The sequence below is a fragment of the Neisseria gonorrhoeae genome (assembly GCF_003315235.1).
GTDB classification, from domain to species: domain Bacteria; phylum Pseudomonadota; class Gammaproteobacteria; order Burkholderiales; family Neisseriaceae; genus Neisseria; species Neisseria gonorrhoeae.
On the sequence record NZ_QNRU01000004.1, the window covers coordinates 73158 to 93851 of the forward strand.

23 protein-coding genes and 4 pseudogenes are annotated in these 20694 nt (G+C 54.9%); 8 read left to right on the forward strand and 19 right to left on the reverse strand.

Annotated elements, in window-relative coordinates:
* Positions 1-57: 57 nt before the first annotated feature.
* On the forward strand, positions 58-627 hold the full coding sequence (locus DFR77_RS03370; RefSeq protein WP_020996754.1) for a UbiX family flavin prenyltransferase: 570 nt from the start codon (positions 58-60) through the stop codon (positions 625-627).
* Between the two features lie 62 nt (positions 628-689).
* On the opposite strand, the gene DFR77_RS03375 is transcribed toward DFR77_RS03370, so the two are convergent.
* From DFR77_RS03375 to DFR77_RS03385, 3 genes are all read right to left on the reverse strand, one after another.
* On the reverse strand, positions 690-1556 hold the full coding sequence (locus DFR77_RS03375; RefSeq protein ID WP_003687141.1) for a MetQ/NlpA family ABC transporter substrate-binding protein: 867 nt from the start codon (positions 1554-1556) through the stop codon (positions 690-692).
* Positions 1557-1714: 158 nt separating this feature from the next.
* A complete protein-coding gene (locus DFR77_RS03380) occupies positions 1715-2401 on the reverse strand; it encodes a methionine ABC transporter permease (protein WP_003692419.1) in 687 nt (228 codons plus the stop codon).
* Between the two features lies 1 nt (position 2402).
* A complete protein-coding gene (locus DFR77_RS03385; protein WP_003687134.1) occupies positions 2403-3140 on the reverse strand; it encodes a methionine ABC transporter ATP-binding protein in 738 nt (245 codons plus the stop codon).
* Between the two features lie 480 nt (positions 3141-3620).
* Here DFR77_RS03385 and ltgA point away from each other — a divergent pair, with 480 nt between their 5' ends.
* The 3 genes from ltgA to DFR77_RS03400 all read left to right on the forward strand — a co-directional run bounded on the left by ltgA (position 3621) and on the right by DFR77_RS03400 (position 6550).
* Positions 3621-5471 (forward strand): lytic transglycosylase LtgA, encoded by a 1851-nt coding sequence (gene ltgA, locus DFR77_RS03390; RefSeq protein WP_003692416.1) that lies wholly within the window; start codon positions 3621-3623, stop codon positions 5469-5471.
* Between the two features lie 288 nt (positions 5472-5759).
* Positions 5760-5972, forward strand: coding sequence for a 30S ribosomal protein S21 (gene rpsU / locus DFR77_RS03395; protein ID WP_002214819.1), 213 nt, complete (start codon positions 5760-5762; stop codon positions 5970-5972).
* A gap of 131 nt (positions 5973-6103) precedes the next feature.
* Positions 6104-6550: a GatB/YqeY domain-containing protein gene (locus tag DFR77_RS03400; RefSeq protein ID WP_020996753.1), complete on the forward strand. Its 447-nt coding sequence runs from the start codon at positions 6104-6106 to the stop codon at positions 6548-6550.
* A 198-nt stretch (positions 6551-6748) separates the two neighbouring features.
* Here the strand turns inward: DFR77_RS03400 and DFR77_RS03405 are convergent, their stop codons facing one another.
* From DFR77_RS03405 to rpmE, 6 genes and pseudogenes are all read right to left on the reverse strand, one after another.
* A complete protein-coding gene (locus tag DFR77_RS03405; protein WP_003690431.1) occupies positions 6749-7141 on the reverse strand; it encodes a ClpXP protease specificity-enhancing factor in 393 nt (130 codons plus the stop codon).
* A gap of 71 nt (positions 7142-7212) precedes the next feature.
* The gene (locus DFR77_RS03410; RefSeq protein WP_003687122.1) at positions 7213-7818 is read right to left on the reverse strand and encodes a glutathione S-transferase N-terminal domain-containing protein; all 606 of its coding nucleotides are present in this window, start codon (positions 7816-7818) and stop codon (positions 7213-7215) included.
* Positions 7819-7862: 44 nt separating this feature from the next.
* Positions 7863-7976 (reverse strand): annotated as a pseudogene (locus DFR77_RS14645) (IS5/IS1182 family transposase); the annotation flags it as partial.
* 48 nt (positions 7977-8024) lie between these two features.
* Complete coding sequence (locus tag DFR77_RS03415) at positions 8025-9701, reverse strand: ArnT family glycosyltransferase (protein ID WP_010361207.1); 1677 nt, start codon at positions 9699-9701, stop codon at positions 8025-8027.
* A 145-nt stretch (positions 9702-9846) separates the two neighbouring features.
* On the reverse strand, positions 9847-10476 hold the full coding sequence (locus DFR77_RS03420) for a CadD family cadmium resistance transporter (RefSeq protein ID WP_025456086.1): 630 nt from the start codon (positions 10474-10476) through the stop codon (positions 9847-9849).
* A 263-nt stretch (positions 10477-10739) separates the two neighbouring features.
* Positions 10740-10955 (reverse strand): 50S ribosomal protein L31, encoded by a 216-nt coding sequence (gene rpmE, locus DFR77_RS03425; RefSeq protein WP_003713538.1) that lies wholly within the window; start codon positions 10953-10955, stop codon positions 10740-10742.
* Positions 10956-11089: 134 nt separating this feature from the next.
* Here rpmE and DFR77_RS03430 point away from each other — a divergent pair, with 134 nt between their 5' ends.
* Both DFR77_RS03430 and DFR77_RS13285 read left to right on the forward strand, forming a co-directional pair.
* The gene (locus tag DFR77_RS03430) at positions 11090-11452 is read left to right on the forward strand and encodes a hypothetical protein (RefSeq protein ID WP_020996752.1); all 363 of its coding nucleotides are present in this window, start codon (positions 11090-11092) and stop codon (positions 11450-11452) included.
* Positions 11453-11457: 5 nt separating this feature from the next.
* Positions 11458-11586, forward strand: a complete 129-nt coding sequence (locus tag DFR77_RS13285; RefSeq protein WP_020996751.1) for an LbetaH domain-containing protein — start codon at positions 11458-11460, stop codon at positions 11584-11586.
* Positions 11587-11666: 80 nt separating this feature from the next.
* On the opposite strand, the gene DFR77_RS03435 is transcribed toward DFR77_RS13285, so the two are convergent.
* From DFR77_RS03435 to DFR77_RS03475, 9 genes are all read right to left on the reverse strand, one after another.
* Positions 11667-12155: a peroxiredoxin family protein gene (locus DFR77_RS03435; protein ID WP_003687111.1), complete on the reverse strand. Its 489-nt coding sequence runs from the start codon at positions 12153-12155 to the stop codon at positions 11667-11669.
* Positions 12152-12535: an acyl-CoA thioesterase gene (locus DFR77_RS03440; RefSeq protein WP_003687109.1), complete on the reverse strand. Its 384-nt coding sequence runs from the start codon at positions 12533-12535 to the stop codon at positions 12152-12154. The genes DFR77_RS03435 and DFR77_RS03440 overlap by 4 nt, the downstream gene beginning before the upstream one ends.
* Complete coding sequence (locus DFR77_RS03445) at positions 12535-12897, reverse strand: hypothetical protein (RefSeq protein ID WP_002229974.1); 363 nt, start codon at positions 12895-12897, stop codon at positions 12535-12537. The genes DFR77_RS03440 and DFR77_RS03445 overlap by 1 nt, the downstream gene beginning before the upstream one ends.
* Positions 12898-13021: 124 nt before the next feature.
* Positions 13022-13849: an MlaA family lipoprotein gene (locus DFR77_RS03450; protein ID WP_003687107.1), complete on the reverse strand. Its 828-nt coding sequence runs from the start codon at positions 13847-13849 to the stop codon at positions 13022-13024.
* A complete protein-coding gene (locus DFR77_RS03455) occupies positions 13846-14124 on the reverse strand; it encodes an STAS domain-containing protein (RefSeq protein WP_003690420.1) in 279 nt (92 codons plus the stop codon). The genes DFR77_RS03450 and DFR77_RS03455 overlap by 4 nt, the downstream gene beginning before the upstream one ends.
* 50 nt (positions 14125-14174) lie before the next feature.
* On the reverse strand, positions 14175-14765 hold the full coding sequence (locus DFR77_RS03460) for an MlaC/ttg2D family ABC transporter substrate-binding protein (protein WP_003687105.1): 591 nt from the start codon (positions 14763-14765) through the stop codon (positions 14175-14177).
* Positions 14766-14795: 30 nt separating this feature from the next.
* The gene (gene mlaD / locus DFR77_RS03465; protein WP_003687104.1) at positions 14796-15290 is read right to left on the reverse strand and encodes an outer membrane lipid asymmetry maintenance protein MlaD; all 495 of its coding nucleotides are present in this window, start codon (positions 15288-15290) and stop codon (positions 14796-14798) included.
* Between the two features lie 50 nt (positions 15291-15340).
* Positions 15341-16117: a lipid asymmetry maintenance ABC transporter permease subunit MlaE gene (gene mlaE / locus DFR77_RS03470; protein WP_003690418.1), complete on the reverse strand. Its 777-nt coding sequence runs from the start codon at positions 16115-16117 to the stop codon at positions 15341-15343.
* Positions 16118-16164: 47 nt separating this feature from the next.
* Positions 16165-16965, reverse strand: coding sequence for an ABC transporter ATP-binding protein (locus DFR77_RS03475; RefSeq protein ID WP_020996750.1), 801 nt, complete (start codon positions 16963-16965; stop codon positions 16165-16167).
* 172 nt (positions 16966-17137) lie between these two features.
* On the opposite strand from DFR77_RS03475, the pseudogene DFR77_RS03480 reads away from it, so the two are divergent.
* Positions 17138-18053: pseudogene (locus DFR77_RS03480) on the forward strand (helix-turn-helix transcriptional regulator).
* 107 nt (positions 18054-18160) lie between these two features.
* Positions 18161-19592, forward strand: a pseudogene (gene aldA, locus DFR77_RS03495) (aldehyde dehydrogenase).
* 81 nt (positions 19593-19673) lie between these two features.
* Here the strand turns inward: aldA and ppk2 are convergent.
* A pseudogene (gene ppk2, locus DFR77_RS03500) lies at positions 19674-20604 on the reverse strand (polyphosphate kinase 2).
* Positions 20605-20694 lie beyond the last annotated feature (90 nt).

A 20694-nucleotide genomic window follows, 5' to 3' on the forward strand; every position in this document is an offset into this window, starting at 1 on the left:
TTTTTCACTATAATAGCCGGTTTGCCGTTGCAGGCGGTTTTATGGGAAAGGCGGATGATGGTACGGCGTTTGATAATCGGCATCAGCGGGGCGAGCGGTTTCCAATACGGCGTGAAGGCTTTGGAACTTTTGCGCGCGCAAGATGTCGAAACGCACCTTGTGGTATCGAAAGGCGCGGAGATGGCGCGCGCTTCGGAAACGGATTATACGAAAGACGAAGTATATGCCTTGGCTGATTTCGTCCATCCGATCGGCAATATCGGGGCGTGCATTGCCAGCGGTACGTTTAAAACGGACGGGATGCTGGTCGCACCCTGTTCGATGCGGACGCTTGCCTCTGTCGCGCACGGCTTCGGCGACAATCTCTTGACGCGTGCGGCGGATGTGGTTTTGAAGGAAAGGCGGCGGCTGGTGCTGATGGTGCGCGAAACGCCGCTGAACCTTGCCCATTTGGACAATATGAAGCGGGTAACGGAAATGGGCGGCGTGGTGTTTCCCCCTGTTCCTGCGATGTACCGCAAGCCGCAGACGGCGGACGACATAGTGGCGCACAGTATCGCACACACGCTGTCGCTGTTCGGAATCGATACGCCGGATTTGGCGGAATGGCAGGGAATGGCGGATTAAAGGACAAAAATGCCGTCTGAACACGGAATGCGGTTCAGACGGCATCATTTTATACGACTGCCTTATTTGGCTGCGCCTTCATTCCATGCGGCAGGGTATTTGTAGCCCTCGAAGCGTTTGTGCGCGTAGGCTTTGAACGCGTCGGAGTTATAGGCCTCGGTTACGTCTTTAAGCCATTGGCTGTCTTTGTCGGCGGTTTTGACGGCAGACCAGTTGACATAGGCAAAGCTCGGCTCTTGGAACAGGGCTTCGGTCAGCTTCATGCCGCTGCTTATGGCGTAGTTGCCGTTGACGACGGCAAAATCCACGTCGGCGCGGCTGCGCGGCAGTTGTGCGGCTTCAAGCTCGACGATTTTGATGTTTTTCAGGTTTTCCGCGATGTCGGCTTTGGATGCGGTCAGCGGATTGATGCCGTCTTTGAGTTTGATCCAACCCAGTTCGTTCAGCATCACCAAGGCGCGTGCGAAGTTGGACGGGTCGTTGGGCGCGGATACGGTGCTGCCGTCTTTGACTTCTTCCAGCGATTTCAGTTTGCCCGGATACAGTCCCAAAGGCGCGGTCGGCACTTGGAAGGCTTCGGTGATGTCCAGGTTGTGTTCTTTTTTGAAATCGTCAAGATAGGGTTTGTGTTGGAAGACGTTGATGTCCAACTCGCCCTCCGCCAATGCCAGATTCGGGCGCACATAGTCGGTAAATTCGACCAATTTGACGGTGTAGCCTTTTTTCTCCAGCTCGGCTTGGATTTGTTCTTTGACCATATCGCCGAAGTCGCCGACGGTCGTGCCGAAGACGATTTCTTTTTTCGCCGCGCCGTTATCGGCAGAAGGGGCGGCGGCAGAGGCTGCGGGCGCGCTGTCTTTTTGACCGCCGCAGGCTGCGAGGATGAGCGCGAGTGCGGCGGCGGAAAGGGTTTTGAAGAAGGTTTTCATATTTTCTCCTGATGTTGTGGCGGTTTCAAACAAAAATGACAGGCAGGGAGTCCTGCCGTCCGGATTCGGCGTTCAGACGGCATTTGCCGCGAACAGGGGGATTTTATAGCATTTTTCGGATAGCGGCGGGGTTTTTGGCGTTCAGACGGCATTCGGGTTTAACGTTTGTCGAGTTTCCGCGCCAACGCGTTGCCGGTGCTTTGAATCAGGATGACCAGCAGCACGAGGAGGGCGACGATGAAGACGATGACTTCGGTTTGGTAGCGGTAGTAGCCGTAGCGGATGGCGAGGTCGCCCAAGCCGCCGCCGCCTATCATGCCTGCCGCCGCGCTGTATGACAAAAGCCCGATGGCAAGCACGGTAATGCTGGAAACCATGCCCGCGCGCGCTTCGTTCAAGAGGACTTTGAGGACGATGGCAATCGGCGGCGCACCCATCGCGGCGGCGGCTTCAATCACACCTTTTGGGACTTCGCGCAGGTTTTGTTCCACCAGTCGGGCAAAATAAAACAATCCCGACACGCTCAACACCAGCGAGGCGGCAACCGGGCCGATGGTGCTGCCGACGATGGCGCGTGTGGCGGGTATCATCGCAATCATCAGGATGACGAAGGGGAAGGCGCGCATGAGGTTGACGAGGTTGTCGAGCAGGAAGTTCACCGGCTTGTTGTAATGCAGTTGGCGGCTGGAAGTTACGAAGAGCAACACGCCCAAGAGCGTGCCGAAGATGACGGCGAATGTGGTGGACAAGCCGACCATCACGAAAGTTTCGCCCAAGGCGCGGACGATTTCGTCTTTCATGCCGACGATGGTGGAAACGGCTTGTTCGAATGTTAAGTCTGCCATATCAGTCCTCCCGAATCAGTTCGCGCCCGATTTCGGATTGAGCGTGGATTTGGTTGCCGCGTACTTCGACGATTTCCACCACTTTCCCTTTATCCAACAGGGCGGCGCGGTCGCACAATCGTCTGATGACGCTCATTTCGTGGGTTACGATGACGATGGTAACGTTGAAGCGTTTGTTGATGTCTTCCAAACATTCCAAGACACTGCGCGTGGTGGCGGGGTCGAGGGCGGAAGTGGGTTCGTCGGCGAGGATGACTTGCGGCTTGGGCGCGAGCGCGCGGGCGATTCCGACGCGTTGTTTCTGCCCGCCTGAAAGCTGGGCGGGGTAGTGGCCGGCGCGTTCGGTCAAGCCGACGATTTCGAGGCACTCGGCAACGCGCGCTTTGATTTTTTCAGACGGCCATCCGGCGATTTCCAGTGGAAAGGCAACGTTGCCGGCGACGGTGCGGTTGCTTAAAAGGTTGAACTGCTGAAACACCATGCCGATATTCTGCCGCGCCTGACGCAATGCGGCGGCATCGAGCGCGGTCAGTTCTTGTCCGCAGACGTTGACTTTGCCCGTGTCGGGGCGTTCCAACAGGTTGATCAGGCGCAACAAAGTGGATTTGCCCGCGCCGGAATAGCCCATCAGCCCGAAGATTTCGCCGTCTTGAATTTCGAGGCTGGTCGGCTCGACGGCGGCAAAACGGGTTTTGTCGCGCGTTTGGTAATGCTTGGAAACCTTGTCCAAAATAATCATTGTCTTTCCCATACAACAAAGCCCGATGTCGGACACAACGGGCGCGGAAGATAAAGCTGAAATTGTCGGAACGCTTTAGCTGTTATGCCCGCAAGCTGTGTCAAATCGGCAGGTTAATTTTCGTAGGATATTATCGGGAAAGCGTTTTTTTGTCAATAAGGCAGGAAGCGGGCAACCATTTCGGACAATGCCGTCTGAAACGGGCAAAGGCAGCGGTTCGCACCAAAACGGCAAATAATTGAAAAATATATAGTGGATTAACAAAAATCAGGACAAGGCGACGAAGCCGCAGACAGTACAAATAGTACGGCAAGGCGAGGCAACGCCGTACTGGTTTAAATTTAATCCACTATAAATTATGTCGGAAACATTCCAAAGGCGGTGCAGTTTCGGCATATAATTCATGCAAACGCCTGTTCAGACGGCATTTTGTCTTTTCCAACCCTGACCGTTCAGGGTTCCGATTCTTAAGGAAATCCGATGTACCTACCCTCTATGAAGCATTCCCTGCCGCTGCTGGCGGCCCTGGTGCTTGCCGCGTGTTCTTCGACAAACACACTGCCAGCCGGCAAGACCCCGGCAGACAATATAGAAACTGCCGACCTTTCGGCAAGCGTTCCCACCCGCCCTGCCGAACCGGAAGGAAAAACGCTGGCAGATTACGGCGGCTACCCGTCCGCACTGGATGCAGTGAAACAGAAAAACGATGCGGCAGCCGCCGCCTATTTGGAAAACGCCGGCGACAGCGCGATGGCGGAAAATGTCCGCAACGAGTGGCTGAAGTCTTTGGGCGCGCGCAGACAGTGGACGCTGTTTGCACAGGAATATGCCAAACTCAAACCTGAAGGGCGCGCCCAAGAAGTCGAATGCTACGCCGATTCGAGCCGCAACGACTATACGCGTGCCGCCGAACTAGTTAAAAATACGGGCAAACTGCCTTCGGGCTGCACCAAACTGTTGGAACAGGCAGCCGCATCCGGCTTGTTGGACGGCAACGATGCCTGGAGGCGCGTGCGCGGACTGCTGGCCGGCCGCCAAACGACGGACGCGCGCAACCTTGCCGCCGCATTGGGCAGCCCGTTTGACGGCGGTACACAAGGTTCGCGCGAATATGCCCTGTTGAACGTCATCGGCAAAGAAGCACGCAAATCGCCGAATGCCGCCGCCCTGCTGTCCGAAATGGAAAGCGGTTTAAGCCCCGAACAACGCAGTTTCGCGTGGGGCGTATTGGGGCATTATCAGTCGCAAAGCCTCAATGTGCCTGCCGCCTTGGACTATTACGGCAAGGTTGCCGACCGCCGCCAACTGACCGACGACCAAATCGAGTGGTACGCCCGCGCCGCCTTGCGCGCCCGACGTTGGGACGAGCTGGCCTCCGTGATCTCGCATATGCCCGAAAAACTGCAAAAAAGCCCGACCTGGCTCTACTGGCTGGCACGCAGCCGCGCCGCAACGGGCAACACGCAAGAAGCGGAAAAACTTTACAAACAGGCGGCAGCGACGGGCAGGAATTTTTATGCCGTACTGGCAGGGGAAGAATTGGGGCGCAAAATCGATACGCGCAACAATGTGCCCGATGCCGGCAAAAACAGCGTCCTCCGTATGGCGGAAGACGGCGCGATTAAGCGCGCGCTGGTGCTGTTCCGAAACAGCCGAACCGCCGGCGATGCGAAAATGCGCCGTCAGGCTCAGGCGGAATGGCGTTTCGCCACACGCGGCTTTGACGAAGACAAGCTGCTGGCCGCCGCGCAAACCGCGTTCGACCACGGTTTTTACGATATGGCGGTCAACAGCGCGGAACGCACCGACCGCAAACTCAACTACACATTGCGCTATATTTCGCCGTTTAAAGACACGGTAATCCGCCACGCGCAAAATGTTAATGTCGATCCGGCTTGGGTTTACGGCCTGATTCGTCAGGAAAGCCGCTTCGTTATAGGCGCGCAATCCCGCGTAGGCGCGCAGGGGCTGATGCAGGTTATGCCCGCCACCGCGCGCGAAATCGCCGGCAAAATCGGTATGGATGCCGCCCAGCTCTACACCGCCGACGGCAATATCCGTATGGGGACGTGGTATATGGCGGACACCAAACGCCGCCTGCAAAACAACGAAATCCTCGCCACCGCAGGCTATAACGCCGGCCCCGGCAGAGCGCGCCGATGGCAGGCGGACACACCCCTCGAAGGCGCGGTATATGCCGAAACCATCCCGTTTTCCGAAACGCGCGACTATGTCAAAAAAGTGATGACCAATGCCGCCTACTACGCCTCCCTCTTCGGCGCGCCGCACATCCCGCTCAAACAGCGTATGGGCACCGTTCCCGCACGCTGACGTGCCGATGCCGTCTGAAACCCGCCCGGTCTTTCAGACGGCATTTTTATCCCGAACGGCATTGACGGCGAACCATAAATATAAGACAATCCGAAAATTGTTTTTCCTACTTTTTCAAGCAGCTTGACACGGCACAAGCCGACCCGTTAGGAGGTGATGTTTCCGTCACGGCGCGTATCCCGCCGCCGAAAGGCACAGCGATACGGAAAACCTACAACACCGTCTGCCCTACCCTTTCCACCGATATGATGGGCAGATGAAACAACCGAATTTATTAAAGGAAATAAAATGCCTGCAATCCGCGTAAAAGAGAATGAACCATTTGAAGTCGCTATGCGCCGTTTCAAACGCGCCGTAGAAAAAACCGGCCTGCTGACCGAGCTGCGCGCCCGCGAAGCCTACGAAAAACCGACTACCGAACGCAAACGCAAAAAAGCGGCAGCCGTAAAACGCCTGCAAAAACGCCTGCGCAGCCAACAGCTGCCGCCCAAAATGTACTAAACGTTCAAGTACAGATTACAGGTCAGCCCTGTGATATGAAGACACACCGCAAGACCTGCTCTGCGGTGTGTTTTGCTTTTCAGACGGCATCGAAACCCGCCGTTTCCATCCGACATCCCAGCGAGGACATCATGAGCCTGAAAACCCGCCTTACCGAAGATATGAAAACCGCGATGCGCGCCAAAGATCAAGTTTCCCTCGGCACCATCCGCCTCATCAATGCCGCCGTCAAACAGTTTGAAGTAGACGAACGCACCGAAGCCGACGATGCCAAAATCACCGCCATCCTGACCAAAATGGTCAAACAGCGCAAAGACGGCGCGAAAATCTACACTGAAGCCGGCCGTCAGGATTTGGCAGACAAAGAAAACGCCGAAATCGACGTGCTGCACCGCTACCTGCCGCAAATGCTCTCCGCCGGCGAAATCCGCACCGCCGTCGAAGCAGCCGTTGCCGAAACCGGCGCGGCAGGTATGGCGGATATGGGCAAAGTGATGGTCGTATTGAAAACCCGCCTCGCCGGCAAAGCCGATATGGGCGAAGTCAACAAAATCTTGAAAACCGTACTGACCGCCTGATTGCCCGAATATCGGACAAAACGCCGTCTGAAGCCCGTATCGCAGGTTCAGACGGCATTTTCAATGTCCTAATATCGAATCGGCAGGGGCAACACGGTTTCGATACGCCGAAACAGGTTTTGCCGACAAACGGATTCCGTTTGCGCCCCATCGGACAAAATGCCGTCTGAAACACGATTCCGTTCAGACGGCATAGATTTATTTGACCAATTTCAAACCTTTTTTGGCGGGCCGGGGCGCGGTTTCGGCAGAAGTGTTTTCAGACGGCGTGTCGGGGCGGTACTCCTCCAATTCAAACCCCATACCTTCTCCGGTCTCCCGTGCGAAAAGGCTGAGGACGTGTCCGACAGGTATCCATATGTCGTGCGCTTGTCCGCCGAAACGGGCGGAAAAGCTGATCCAATCGTTGTCGATTCGAAGGTTTTGCGTGGCGGTCGCGCCGATGTTGAGCATAATTTCGTTGTCGCGGACGTACTGCATGGGGACGCGCGTATGCTCGTTTACCCAGACAAGGATGTGCGGCGTGAGGCTGTTGTCGCTGCACCATTCGCAAAGTGCGCGGAGGATGTAGGGTTTGGTTGAGGTGGGCATGATGGGTTCCGTGTGGTGTGCCTGAATGTGAAAATGCCTGCAAAACGGCGGGTTTTGCAAGCATTTCGGACTTATTTGCGCATGGCTTTTTCGGCGGGTGTCAGTGCTTCGATAAAGGCTTCGCGCTGGAAGATACGCTCGGCGTATTTGAGCAGCGGCGCGGCACTTTTGCCCAGTTTGACATCGTAATGGTCGAGCCGCCACAACAGCGGGGCCAGGGCAACATCAATCATAGAAAAATCTTCGCCGAGGATGTATTTGCTTTTGCTGAACGAAGGGGAAAGCATCGTCAGGCCGTTGCCGATGGCTTCGCGCGCTTTTGCCTGTTCCTTGTTGGCGGCGGCGGGGTTTTCCAAAACTTGGACGTGGTTGAACAATTCTTTTTCCATACGGTACAGCACCAGCCGCCCCCGGCCGCGCATAACGGGATCGCCGGGCATAAGCTGCGGATGGGGGAAGCGTTCGTCGATGTATTCGTTGATGATGTTGGACTCGTGCAGCACCAAATCGCGCTCGACCAGCACGGGGACTTGGTTGTACGGGTTCATGACGGCGAGGTCTTCGGGCTTGTTGTAAATATCGATGTCTTTGATTTCAAAATCCATACCTTTTTCGTACAAAACGAAGCGGCAGCGGTGGCTGAAGGGGCAGGTAATGCCGGAATAGAGGGTCATCATAATAATTGTCGCTCCTGTGTGATGCCTGCAAAACGGCTGATTTATAGTGGATTAAATTTAAACCGGTACGGCGTTGCCTCGCCTTGCCGTACTATTTGTACTGTCTGCGGCTTCGTCGCCTTGTCCTGATTTAAATTTAATCCACTATATAAAGGTTTAATCGCGCAATTATACGCGATTTCCGGCACTTAATCCAGAAATTCGGCTCAATCTGTTGTTTTTAATATATTTTCCCCGATTTTCCGTATCAGTGCAAACTTACTGTCTTTGTTGCGCGGGCGCGCACCCTGCCAGACCGTCTGCCAGCCTTGCGGCGCATCCGCGTTTTGGGGCAGGCGGACGATACGGTAGCGGCAACGGACATCGCCGACGCGGTGCGGCAATGTGCCGTACTGCGTCCAAACAATCCGCGTGTGCAGGTCGCCGCCGCCTATGCCGATACACTCGATGCCGTCTGAAAGCTCCCGTTTTAATTCCGGGGAAAACGATGCCTCCATACTCCGGACGACGGGCGCGTGGCTTTTCGCCGCGTCCAGCCACGGCAGGAACAGCGTCATCAGCAAAGCCCAGGTCAGGGTAACGCCTGCCGCCCAGTTGGTAACCGCCTGCCTGCCGCGTATGTTTTTCCGGGTAATCGCCCACAGCCACAAGGGTGTGAACAGTACGGCAACCGCCATCGGAATGGGATCGATGTCGGGAACGTAATACGGGCTGAAGTAGGCGGCGCGTTCGGCAAGCTTGGCGGGCCAGCCGTAATTCATGGCGAAAAAGCCCGTCCACAGGAACACGGCAAACAGCCCGAACGCCATAATGCCGAACCAGTTGACAAAAGCCGCCGCGCCGCGCCTCAGGCTGTCCAGTTGCGCCGCGCCGAACAGGGCAAGCGGCGGCAGCAGCCAGACGAGGTTGTCTTGAAAACGCTGCGGATTAAAGGCGAGCAGCACCAAAACGGCAAGCATCCAGACAATGCCCAAAATCCCCCAGTCGGTCGAAAACAGGCGTGTGCGGCAAACCGTCCAAACCGCCAGCGGCAGCGCGGGCAGTGCGAACCAAAGCAGATTTTTCAGATAGTAAAACAAACTGAATGCCGTCTGAATGTGCCGCACGCCGCCGAACGTACCGAAAACGTGATAGTTGAGCCATTGCGCAAACAGCGCGGGCTGCGTTTTTGCCAAGAGCAGCGGGTAAACGGTCATAAGCGGCAGGGCAAAGGCAAGCGAGGCGACTGCCGTCAACATCAAACGCCTGCTTTGCCACGGACGGAAAAACATCAGCACGGGCAGGGGCAGCATCAGCGCAAACGCCGCCGGATAAGCTGCCGCCAGCGACATCAACGTCCAACCCGTACCGAGCAGGAAAGAGGCGGCAATCACGCGCCGGCGTGCCAGCGAGTAGCCGTGCAGCACCAGTCCGGCGGCGGCAAAGGCGGCGGCGGCGGGATTGAGGAAATGGGCAACCGGAATCAGCCCGATACAGCCGATATGGATTAAAACAACGCTGCGCCCGTGGTGTCTGCCCAAAAAGTTGAAACCGGCAAAGCCGCAAGAAGTCAGTCCGATAACGGCAAAAAATACGCCTGCAAAGCGTGCGGCATCATACGGGTCGGCTGCCCACGGCGACAGCAAATGTTTGAATGCGGCGGCAACCCAAAGATACACGGGCGGTATGCCGAAATCGGTTTGACCGAACAGATGGGCAACCAAGGGGGTGGGGCTGCCTGCCAGTGCTTCGACGGCGGTATAGACGGCAGGTTCGGCAGGATTCCACAAATCGTGGGAAAACACGCCGGGCCACAGCCAGGCAAACGCCATCAACAGCAGCAGCCACGGTTTTTCGTGGGTTTTGGCGGGCGGGCGGGCATCGGGCGGGGTATAGGTCAGCATAAGCGTGAGAAGAAATGGACGGATTGCCAAGTGTAGCAAATATTCGCACAAAGGTCGTGCAGAGACTGCTTCAGACGGCATCAGACACAAAAAGACCGGCAACAAAAAAGACTGCACGGGGCAGTCTTTGCAGATACTATCTTTTTCATAATATTTTTTCCTGGCCCGACACAGTCCATAGCATATCAAAACTGTTGTTTTCAATCAGGATATATATCCCCAATCCTAAATAAACAACGGCAACAAACCATCTGCTATATTTTTCCAAAGTTTCTCCGACAGAAGGGACTTGTGCCAATTTTTGGGCAGAAAAAACCAAGAGATAAATCATAACTAGAAAGGTAAGTAAAGCCACTATCAAATTCGCTAAATTTAAGGTAGTAAAATATGGGACAAAGACACCAATATTGTCAGCGCCACAACTTGCAAAAGTAATCATAGCGACTAGAAAAATCAGGTTTTTATTATCTTTGCGCAAACCCTCTTTGGCAATAGACTCTCCATCGGAATCTCCTAACAGCAAAACTTTGAGGCCTAGGAAAATCGGAATCAAGCCGAGCAAACCTAAAATCTCTTTACTAGGAATATAATCTAAGACAAATGCAAAAAGCAAACTTAGCAATATCAGGCTAACAGAGCCTAGAAATTGTCCTAAATAGATGTTAATGATGTCTTTTCTGCTTTTTTTTTGGCAAAAAATAACATTAGGATAAGTAAGTAAGTCTACGGCTGTCCCAGAATACAGGATTATTGAAGTAACAACATTTTGAATCATAAAACATCCCATTCAAATATATTTTTTAATGTATTCAAACATTAAACTTTGTAGATGTCAACTTCAACCCCGTCAAAATATAGTGGATTAACAAAACCGGTACGGCGTTGCCTCGCCTTGCCGTACTATTTGTACTGCCTGCGGCTTCGTCGCCTTGTCCTGATTTTTGTTAATCCACTATATAGATAAGAAGTCAGTGTGCCAAATATTAAAAAGCCCTGCCATCGAAATGATGGCAGGGCTTAATTCTTGCAAAGCGGCAATCAGCGTTTGAACAGGTTGCCGAATTTGTTGTTGAATTTGTCCACGCGGCCGGTGGTATCGACGATTTTTTGGGTGCCGGTATAGAACGGGTGGCACAGGGAGCAAACCTCGATGTTAAAGTTTTCTTTTTCCATTGCGGATTTGGTTACGAATTTGTTGCCGCAAGAGCAGGTAACGTTAACTTCGTGGTAGTTCGGGTGAATACCTTGTTTCATTTGATTTCCTTTCAAAAAAGCGGGCATAGGGGATGTACCTATGCCTCAGACAAGCTCGGCATTCTCGCTATTTTCTGTTGTTTCGTCAAGAGGATATTCGATAAAATGTAAAAAGTTCTTTTGAGGAAGGTTTGATGGAATCAAAATTCTTTTTCCTGCTGCTGCGTTTTGCCGGTTCGGTGCTGCCGCCGTCGCATATGCGCGGCATCGGCATCATCGGCAGACGGGTGCTCGGTTTTCTGGCGCGGCGGATTTCGCCGCATATCGGACGCGGGGCGTATGTGTTTCCGGATACGGTTTTGGGCGACGGCTCGGGCATCGGGGCAAACTGTGAAATCTGCCGTGGGCTGGTGGTCGGCAAAAATGTGATGATGGGGCCGGAATGCCTGTTCTATTCGACCAACCACAAGTTTGACCGTGAAAAAAACGCTTTGAGGGCTACACGGAAATCCGTCCGATTACGTTGGAGGACGATGTCTGGCCGGGGCGCAGGGTGATTGTGATGGCGGGCGTAACCGTCGGACGCGGCTCGGTCGTGGGCGCAGGCGCGGTAATTACAAAAGACATTCCGCCCTACTCTTTGGCGGCAGGCAATCCTGCGGTGGTAAAAAAGAATCTGCCGGAAGGTTGAATGCCGCCTGAACGTGTCGGGGCGGATGATCTGAAAAAACAGGAACATCGTTTCTGTTTTTTGCGCTTCAGACGGCATCGCTATTGCGCCAGCGCGGTATCGATTTCTTGGTAGAGTTTGCCGAAATCGGGTTCTCCGACGTAGGTTTTGAGAATTTCGCCTTTTTTGCCGATAAGGACGGAAGTCGGATAAACCTGTGTGCCGAATGCCTGTCCGACGGCTTTGTCCGCATCATAAATGACGGTAAACGGCAGTCCGTAGTCTTTGACGTATTGGCGGACGCTTTCTATCGGATCGATGGGCTGGGCAACGGCGAGGACTTGGAAATCTTTATTTTTGTAGTCGTTTGCCGTTTTGATGACTTTGGGCATTTCGCTCACACAACCCGGACAGGAGGGAAACCAAAAATTAATCAGGGTGACTTTGCCTTGCAGGTCGGCGTTGGAAACGGTTTTTCCGTGCAGGTCGGGCAGGGAGAAGGCGGGCGCGGTTTTACTGTCGGGGATGAGGACGGTGGCAAGGAGGATGCCGATCAGTGCGACGGCGGCGGCGGTGAGTATTTTTTTCATTCGGACAAGGCTTCCAGTGCGCGGGCAAGGGTGGCGGGCAGGCTGACGGTGCGTTGTGTGGCGGCGTGGACGGGCATCAGGGTGATGTCGGCTTCTGCGGCGGTTTTGCCGTTTGGCAGTGTAATCGTCTGGGTCAGCACAATGCGGCGCATGCCGGGGGTTTTCAGGCGGCATGAAAACTGCAATACGTCGCCTTCGACGGCGGGACGGCTGTATCGGATGTCGATGCGGGCGACAATCAGTATGAGGCCTGCCAACTCGTGCATCAGTCCGCGTTTTTCAAAAAACGCCCAGCGCGCTTCCTCGAGAAATTCGAGGTAGCGTGCATTGTTGACATGACCGTAGCCGTCGAGATGGTAATTGCGGACGGTCAGCTTCATCAGTTCAGGTTGATGGGTTGGAAGGCTTCGCGGGCAAGCGGTTCGTGTTCGAGGTCGGTGATGACGGTAGAAAGCTGGATGTCGAACCATTCGTTGAAAATGTCGGCATCGAGTGCGGGCCACTCGCGTTCGTCTTCGCACCAGTCGGCAAGTTCGGCGGCGAAAATGTCTTCGAAACGGGCTTCGATTTCGTCCCATACTTCGTCGGCGGTTTCGCACGGGCGGACAAGGTAGGAATTGGCATCGGCTTGGATGTCTTCGAGGGTCAGTCCGTCGAGGTGGTTGCCCGGCAGGGTTTGCAGCCAGTTCCAAAAAGGTTCTAAAGGGATGAGGACGAATACGCTGCGGTTGACTTCGTACATGGTTTTTCCTTTGCTGTCGCGCGGTATGCGCAAAAAAGGGATTATAGCCCAATCTGTAGTGTCGGACTGTCCGTTCCGACGGAAGGGAATGCCGTCCGAACACGGATTTTCAGACGGCATGGCTTTAGGGTTGTGTTCCAGGTTGCGTTTCGGCTTCCCCTGCTGCTTCTGCCTGTGTTTCGGATACGGAATCTTCGTGAACGGCGGGCTCTGCCGCGCCGGTTTCGGCACTTTCGACCAATTCGTCGATGTCGATGTTATCTTCCGTACCTTCGGCAGGTGTTGCACCGGTCTGCCGTGCGCGGACTTTCATATAGAGGTCGCGCGTGTAGCTGTATTTGTCGATGGCGGCTTCGTCCAGACTGTCGGTCAAATCGAGCAGGCCTTCGCGCGTACTGACGGCGGCAGCGGCAGTCGTGCCCCAGCGTCCGGCAGGGGTATGGAAAACGATATTCTTGGGCGGATAAACAGAGGTAATGCCCGTGCCGAGCGCGTCGCGGACGGTGGACGGGCCTAAGACGGGCAACACGAAATAATTGCTGTTTTTCCAGCCCCACGAGGCAAACGTGTCGCCCAAAGTGTTTTTATTGTCGGGAACGCCGCCCGCGCCGGCAATATCAATGAGCCCGCCCAAACCGAAGGTGGTATTGATGCCGACGCGGACGAGGTCTTCGCTTGCGCGTTTGATGTCCAAACGCAAGATATTGCTGCCGAAACTGACCACGTCGCGCAGGTTGTTAAAAAAATTGGACACGCCGGCGCGGACGGGTTTCGGCGTAACTTTGCGGTAGCCGCGCGCGGCAGGGGCGAAAATGTAGCGGTCGGCTTGGTCGTTGAATTTGGAAACGGCGCGGTTGTAGCCTTCATAAGGGTCGGCGGGGCGGGTTTCTGCAAATGCAGGGGCGGAAGCGAACCCGATCAGCAGGAGGATGGCGTAGGCGGTTTTTTTCATGATTTCAGCCAGTCTTTGATTTCGTACAGTTCGGACAGCGCGCGCACGGATTCGGGAATGCCGGTCAGCCTGACGCTGCCTTTGCAGCCGCGCAGCACTTCGAGCAGCAGCGACACGCAGGCGGAATCGGCACGTTTGACACCTCCGAAATCGACGGCAATGGTTTCTTTCAGACGGCATTGTTGCCGGAAACGCCCAAATGCGTCCCCGGTCAGGGTTTTGACGGTGATGTCGCCGCCGATGTGCAGTGTTCCGTTTTTGAGTTCTGTATGCATAGCGTTTGTTCGAAAAACCCATACCGCCCTCGGACGGTATGGTTTGTCGGTTATTTGCCGCCGTTTTTGGCTTTCAACTCGGCAATCAGCCCGTCGATGCCTTTGGCTTTGATGATTTCGCCGAATTGGTTGCGGTACACGGTAACCAGGCTCGTGCCTTCGATGGCGACGTTGTAGGTACGGTATTTGCCGCCGCTTTGGTAGGTGGTAAAGTCCATATTGACGGGCTTCTGACCGGGGATGCCGACTTCGGCACGGACGACGATTTCCTTGCCGCCCTTATTGACGATGGGATTGTCTTTGACGTTGACGGTCGCGTTTTTGAATTTCAGCATCGTGCCGGAATAGGTGCGGATCAGCAGGGTTTGAAATTCTTTGGCCAACGCTTGTTTTTGCGCGTCGGACGCGGTACGCCAAGGGTTGCCGACCGCCAATGCGGTCATACGTTGGAAATCGAAATAGGGAACCGCATAGGCTTCGGCTTTTGGGCGTGCAGAAGCCGCGTCGCCGCTTTTGAGGATGGTCAAAACCTGTGTGGCGTTTTGGCGGATTTGTCCCACTGCGTCGGCCGGGGAGGCAAATGCCATGCCGATGCTCAAAATACCGATGCCCAATGCGCTGATGAAGGAGGATTTTTTCATGATGTCTTTCCTGAAAATGGATGTGTATGTTTATTCTGCGGCTTTTTCCGCATTGCCGCCCTCAGCGTTTTTCTCGGCGAAGCTGGTCATGAATTTACCGATCAGGTTTTCCAGAACCATTGCAGAACTGGTTACGGAGATGGTGTCGCCGGCAGCAAGGTTTTCCGTATCGCCGCCCTGCTGCAGCCCGATGTACTGTTCGCCCAAAAGTCCCGAAGTCAGGATTTGCGCGGAAACGTCGCTGCTGAACTGATACTTGCCGTCCAAATCAAGGCGCACCCTCGCCTGATAGGATTTCGGGTCAAGCCCGATAGCGCCGACGCGCCCGACCAATACGCCTGCGGATTTGACGGGGGCATTGACCTTCAAACCGCCGATGTCGCCGAAATCGGCATAAACGGCGTAAGTTTTGTCCGAACCGCCGAACGCCGCGCCGCCCGCCACGCGGAAAGCGAGAAAGGCAACCGCCGCCGCGCCGATCAGGACGAACAGTCCGACCCAAAATTCCAATATGTTCTTTTTCATTAAAGTTCCTTGAATATCCGATGTTCCGCGTTTCGTCTTCAGACAGTCTGTCAATCTGTAAACATCCACGCGGTCAATATAAAATCGACCGCCAAAATCGTCAGGGCGGACGAAACCACCGTGCGCGTGCTGGCGCGCAAAATGCCTTCCGAAGTCGGGATGCAGTGGAAGCCCTGATGCACGGCAATCAGCGTTACCGCCACGCCGAACGCGGCGGATTTGATCAAACCGTTGATTACATCGTAATGTATCGTAATGTTGTTCTGCATCTGCGGCCAGAAAATACCGCTGTCCAAACCCAGCCAGCTCACGCCGACCAAATACGCGCCGAAAATGCCCGCGACGTTGAAAATCGAAGCCAAAAGCGGCATAGAAAACACGCCCGCCCAAAAACGCGGGGCAACCACGCGGGCGACGGGGTTGACCGCCATCACGTTCATCGCTTCGAGCTGTCCGGTCGTTTTCATCAAACCGATTTCGCTGGTCATCGCACCGCCCGCGCTGCTGGCAAACAGAATCGCCGCCAACACGGGACCCAGTTCGCGCAACAGAGAAGCCGCGACCATATAGCCCAAAATATCGGCGGATTTGAATTTCGACAACTGCGTATAGCCCTGCAAACCCAAAACCATACCGACGAACAGCCCCGAAACGGCAACAATCAGCACCGACAGCACGCCGGCAAAATACACTTGGCGCACGCTCAGGCGCGGACGGGCGAAAGCCGTGCCGGATTTCGCCAAAATGTTCAGCAGAAACAGCGTGATACTGCCGAAGGATTGAATAAGGCCGAGGGTTTTCGCCCCGACGGAACGGATAAAATTCATAAATTTCTATATGTAAGGTTCAACGGTTTCAGACGGCACCTGCTCATTTACCCGAGCAAATCCTGCTGCAACGACGTTTGCGCCGGATAGCGGTATGCCACGGGGCCGTCTGCCAGCCCGCCGACAAACTGGCGCACCCAAGGCGAATCCAGTTCGCGCATTTCCTGCGGCGAGCCGGAGAACATAATTTCGCCGTGCGCCAAGAAAATTACCTGATCGACGATTTCCAAAGATTTTTCAATGTCGTGCGTTACCATAATGCTGGTCGAACGCAAGGCCTTGTTGACGCGGCTGATCAAGTGGGCAATCACGCCCAAGGAAATCGGGTCGAGGCCGGTAAACGGTTCGTCGTACAACATAATTTCGGGGTCGAGCGCGATTGTGCGTGCCAGCGCGACGCGGCGCGACATCCCGCCGGACAACTCGGACGGCATCAGGTTTTCCACGCCGCGCAGACCGACCGCGTTCAATTTCAACAAAACCAAATCGCGAATAACCGCTTCCGGAAGTTGCGTCAGTTCGCGCATCGGAAAAGCGATATTGTCGAATACCGACAAATCGGTAAACAGCGCGCCGTGTTGGAACAATACGCCCATACGGCGGCGGTGTTCGTAGAGTTCGTCAGCCGAAAAACCCGCCAAATCCCGTCCTTCAATCAAAACCTGCCCGGACTGCGGACGAATCTGTCCTGTAATCAGCCTCATCAGCGTGGTTTTGCCGCTGCCCGAACCGCCCATCACGGCGGCAAAATTGCCTTGCGGAATGCTGAAATTGATGTCGTTCAGAATCGGGCGGTCGCCATACGCGAAGGCGACGTCTTTCATTTCGATAAAGGGGGATGGGCTCATGTACGGGCGGACGGTAGGTTTGACGGCGTGTATTTTAAGGCTTATCGGGAAGACGGGCAATTTTCAGACGGCATACGGACGGCAAGTGTTGTGAAAATGCCTTTGTCGGCGGCGGATTGTTTGCTGTGGCGAAAAATGTTATCTTTCAAATGATAACCTTTATCAGAAAACTATGGAAAAAGCAGAACATTTGAACAGCAGCCGGTTCGTCAATCTGGTCAAAAGCGGCGGCGGCTTATGTGGAGGGCAGCTACCGTTTCGATACTTTGTCCAACGGCATTTCCATCCACGGCGGTACGGTAACGGCACGGTGCGATTTTTGCAGCAGCCGCCTCGCCGAACCTTATGTGTCGTTCGTGCTGTTGCTGGAAGGGCGTTTGGACTTCGGCATCAACCGCCGCCGCTTCCGCATCGATGCGGACGGCAGCAAGATTGTCCTAATTGCCGTCGGGGAAGAAGTCCTGTTCAGCCGCTATCTTTATCGCGGCGGCAAAACGGTCAAAATGACCATTAAAGGTATGGAACAATGGCTGCCGCGTCCGGAATACGCGCGTTTCGCACCCCTGCTTTACCGCGAACCGGTCAGGATATGGGATTTGCCCCCAAACCTGCGCGGCTTGGCGGCATCCTGCCTGCAAACCGTCCCAAAGGGGCATTTGGGCGAAACATTGCGCCGCGAGGCGGACGTGTTGCGGCTGCTGTCGGATTTGTGGGACACGGTTTCAGACGGCATCGAGCCGGCGGCGGGGCAAACGGCGGAAGCAGACGCTATGCCGTCTGAAGACTTCAGCCGCACCCTGAATGCCGCGTTCGACGGCGGCGCACACCAAGTCAACCGGCTGACAGCCGCGCTGAACATCAGCGAAAGGACGCTGCAACGCCGTATGCGCGACCATTTCGGCATTACGGCAAGCGAGTGGCTGCACCACAAACAAATGCAGCACGCGCTCTATCTGTTGCAAAACGGGGGCAAAAACGTGGGCGAAACCGCGTATTTGTGCGGCTAGCGCCACGTTTCCAGCTTTATTCAGGCATTCAGGCAATATTTCGGCAGCACGCCTGCGGAAACTAAAAAAGAAAACCGGTAAGCCGTATTTGACTTGAAACCCAAAATCCGCGTGTAAAGAAACTTGTACGGTAATTTATTTGGGAATAAACCAAAACTACATCCGACTACAAAACTGGAGGGCCCGAAATGAAACAATTGGCCATGTACATCAACGGACGCTTTGAAAACGATTTCAACGGCGAATGGCGCGACGTATTGAACCCGTCCACCGAAGAAACCATCGCCCGCGAACCCAAAGGCGGCAGGGCGGACGTTGACCGCGGCGCGCGCGGCGCAACCGGCTTGGGAGCGTCTGCCTGCGGTCGAACGCGGCGCGTATTTGCGTAAAATCGCCCAAGGCATACGCGGACGCGCCGACGAGCTGACCGACACCATCGTTGCCGAAGGCGGCAAAACCAAAGACTTGGCGCGTGTGGAAGTGATGTTCACTGCCGACTATCTCGATTACCAAGCCGAATGGGCGCGCCGTTACGAAGGCGAAATCATCCAAAGCGACCGCCCGCGCGAAAACATTTTATCGTTCAAACGTCCGCTGGGCGTGATTGCCGGCATTTTGCCGCGGAACTTCCCCTTCTTCCTGATCGCCCGCAAAATGGGCCCGGATCTGGTTACGGGCAACACCATCGTCGTCAAACCCAGCAGCGTAACCCCGATCAACTGCCACATCTTCGCCGAAATCATCGATGCGGTCGGACTGCCCGCAGGCATGTTCAACGTGGTGGACGGTCCGGGTGCGGAAATCGGCAACGCCTTGTCCGCCCATCCGCAAGTCGATATGGTCAGCCTGACCGGCTCGGTTGAAGCGGGTCGCCAAGTGATGGAAGCCGCTTCCGCCAACATCACCAAAGTCTCGCTGGAACTCGGCGGCAAAGCCCCCGCCATCGTGTTGAAAGACGCGGATTTGGATTTAGCGGTGAAATCCATCTTGGCTTCGCGCGTCGGCAACACCGGTCAAATCTGCAACTGCGCCGAGCGCGTCTATGTCCACAGCAGCCTGAAAGACGCGTTCATTGAAAAAATGACCGCCGCGATGAAAGGCGTGCGCTACGGCAACCCTGCCGAAGCCGAAGCAGGCGCGCCGGAAATGGGCACGCTGATTGAAGAGCGCGCCGTCAAAGCCGTTGCCGAAAAAGTGGAACGGGCCGTCAAACAAGGTGCGAAATTGGTTTGCGGCGGCAAACGCACCGAAGGACGCGGCTATTTCTTCGAGCCTACCCTGCTGACCGACACCGACAACAGTATGGACATTATGAAAGAAGAAACTTTCGGCCTCGTGCTGCCCGTTTCCGCTTTCGACACGCTCGACCAGGTCATCGCCCTGGCAAACGACTGCGAATTCGGTCTGACCAGCTCCGTGTACACCACCAACCTGAACGAAGCCTTCTACGTTACCCGCCGCCTGCAATTCGGCGAAACCTACATCAACCGCGAAAACTTCGAAGCCATGCAGGGCTTCCACGCGGGCTGGGAAAAATCCGGCATCGGCGGCGCGGACGGCAAACACGGTTTGGAAGAATACCTGCAAACCCAAGTCATTTATCTGGAAACCGACATCTGATGCCGGTTTGACACACGGATAGAAAATGCCGTCTGAACCTGAAATCGGGTTCAGACGGCATTTTTATTACTTCACCGGCAATCAGTCATGACCGACATCGATGGTTTTCTCTATTGTAACGCGTATCGGGAACAAGAACGATTTTATCGTCCACTTTGCCGATGGCTTTCACGTCTTTACCCGGGTAGTCCAACTGGTGCAGGAAGTAGCGGATACAGTTCAAACGGGCGCGTTTTTTGTCGTCCGAACGGATGATGACCCAAGGCGCGTCGCCGGTGTGGGTGTGGAAGAACATCGCGTTTTTGGCTTCGGTGTAGTCGTCCCAGCGGTCGAGCGACTGGATGTCCACGGGGGAAAGTTTCCAGTGTTTCAGGGCGTCGTCGCGGCGGGAGATGAAGCGGCGCAGTTGTTCTTCGCGGGATACGGAGAACCAGAATTTGAACAGGTGGATGCCGCTGGCGACAAGCATACGTTCCAACTCAGGGGCTTGGCGCATAAAGAGCATATATTCGTTGGGTTCGCAGAAGCCCGTCACGCGTTCCACGCCGGCGCGGTTGTACCACGAGCGGTCGAAGAATACCATTTCGCCCGCAGTCGGCAGGTTTTGGATGTAGCGTTGGAAATACCATTGTCCGCGTTCGGTGTCAGTCGGTTTCTCCAAAGCGACCACGCGCGCGCCGCGCGGGTTTAAATGTTCCATAAAGCGTTTGATGGCGCCGCCCTTGCCTGCCGCATCCCGGCCTTCAAACAGGCTGACGATGCGCTGGCCGGAGTCTTTGACCCAGCTTTGCACTTTCAGCAATTCGATTTGCAGTTTGGCTTTTTCGGCTTCGTAGGCGGCGCGGAGCATACGTTTGCGGCAGGGGTAGTTTTCGGGCAGCGGGGCTGTGCCGGAATCTTCGGCAGAACCTTTGCCTTCATGTTCCAAAACAGCTTTTTCAAATACCTGGAGCTGGTCTTGCTTTTCGCCTAATTCTACGTTTTCAAACGGTTGCAACTGGCGGTCTGCCATAAAGGTCTCCTATTGTATTTCAGGTTGGAAATGAAAGTCCGTTTTCACAATTTTACACTTTCGCCACCGCTTTCTCTACATAAAATTACA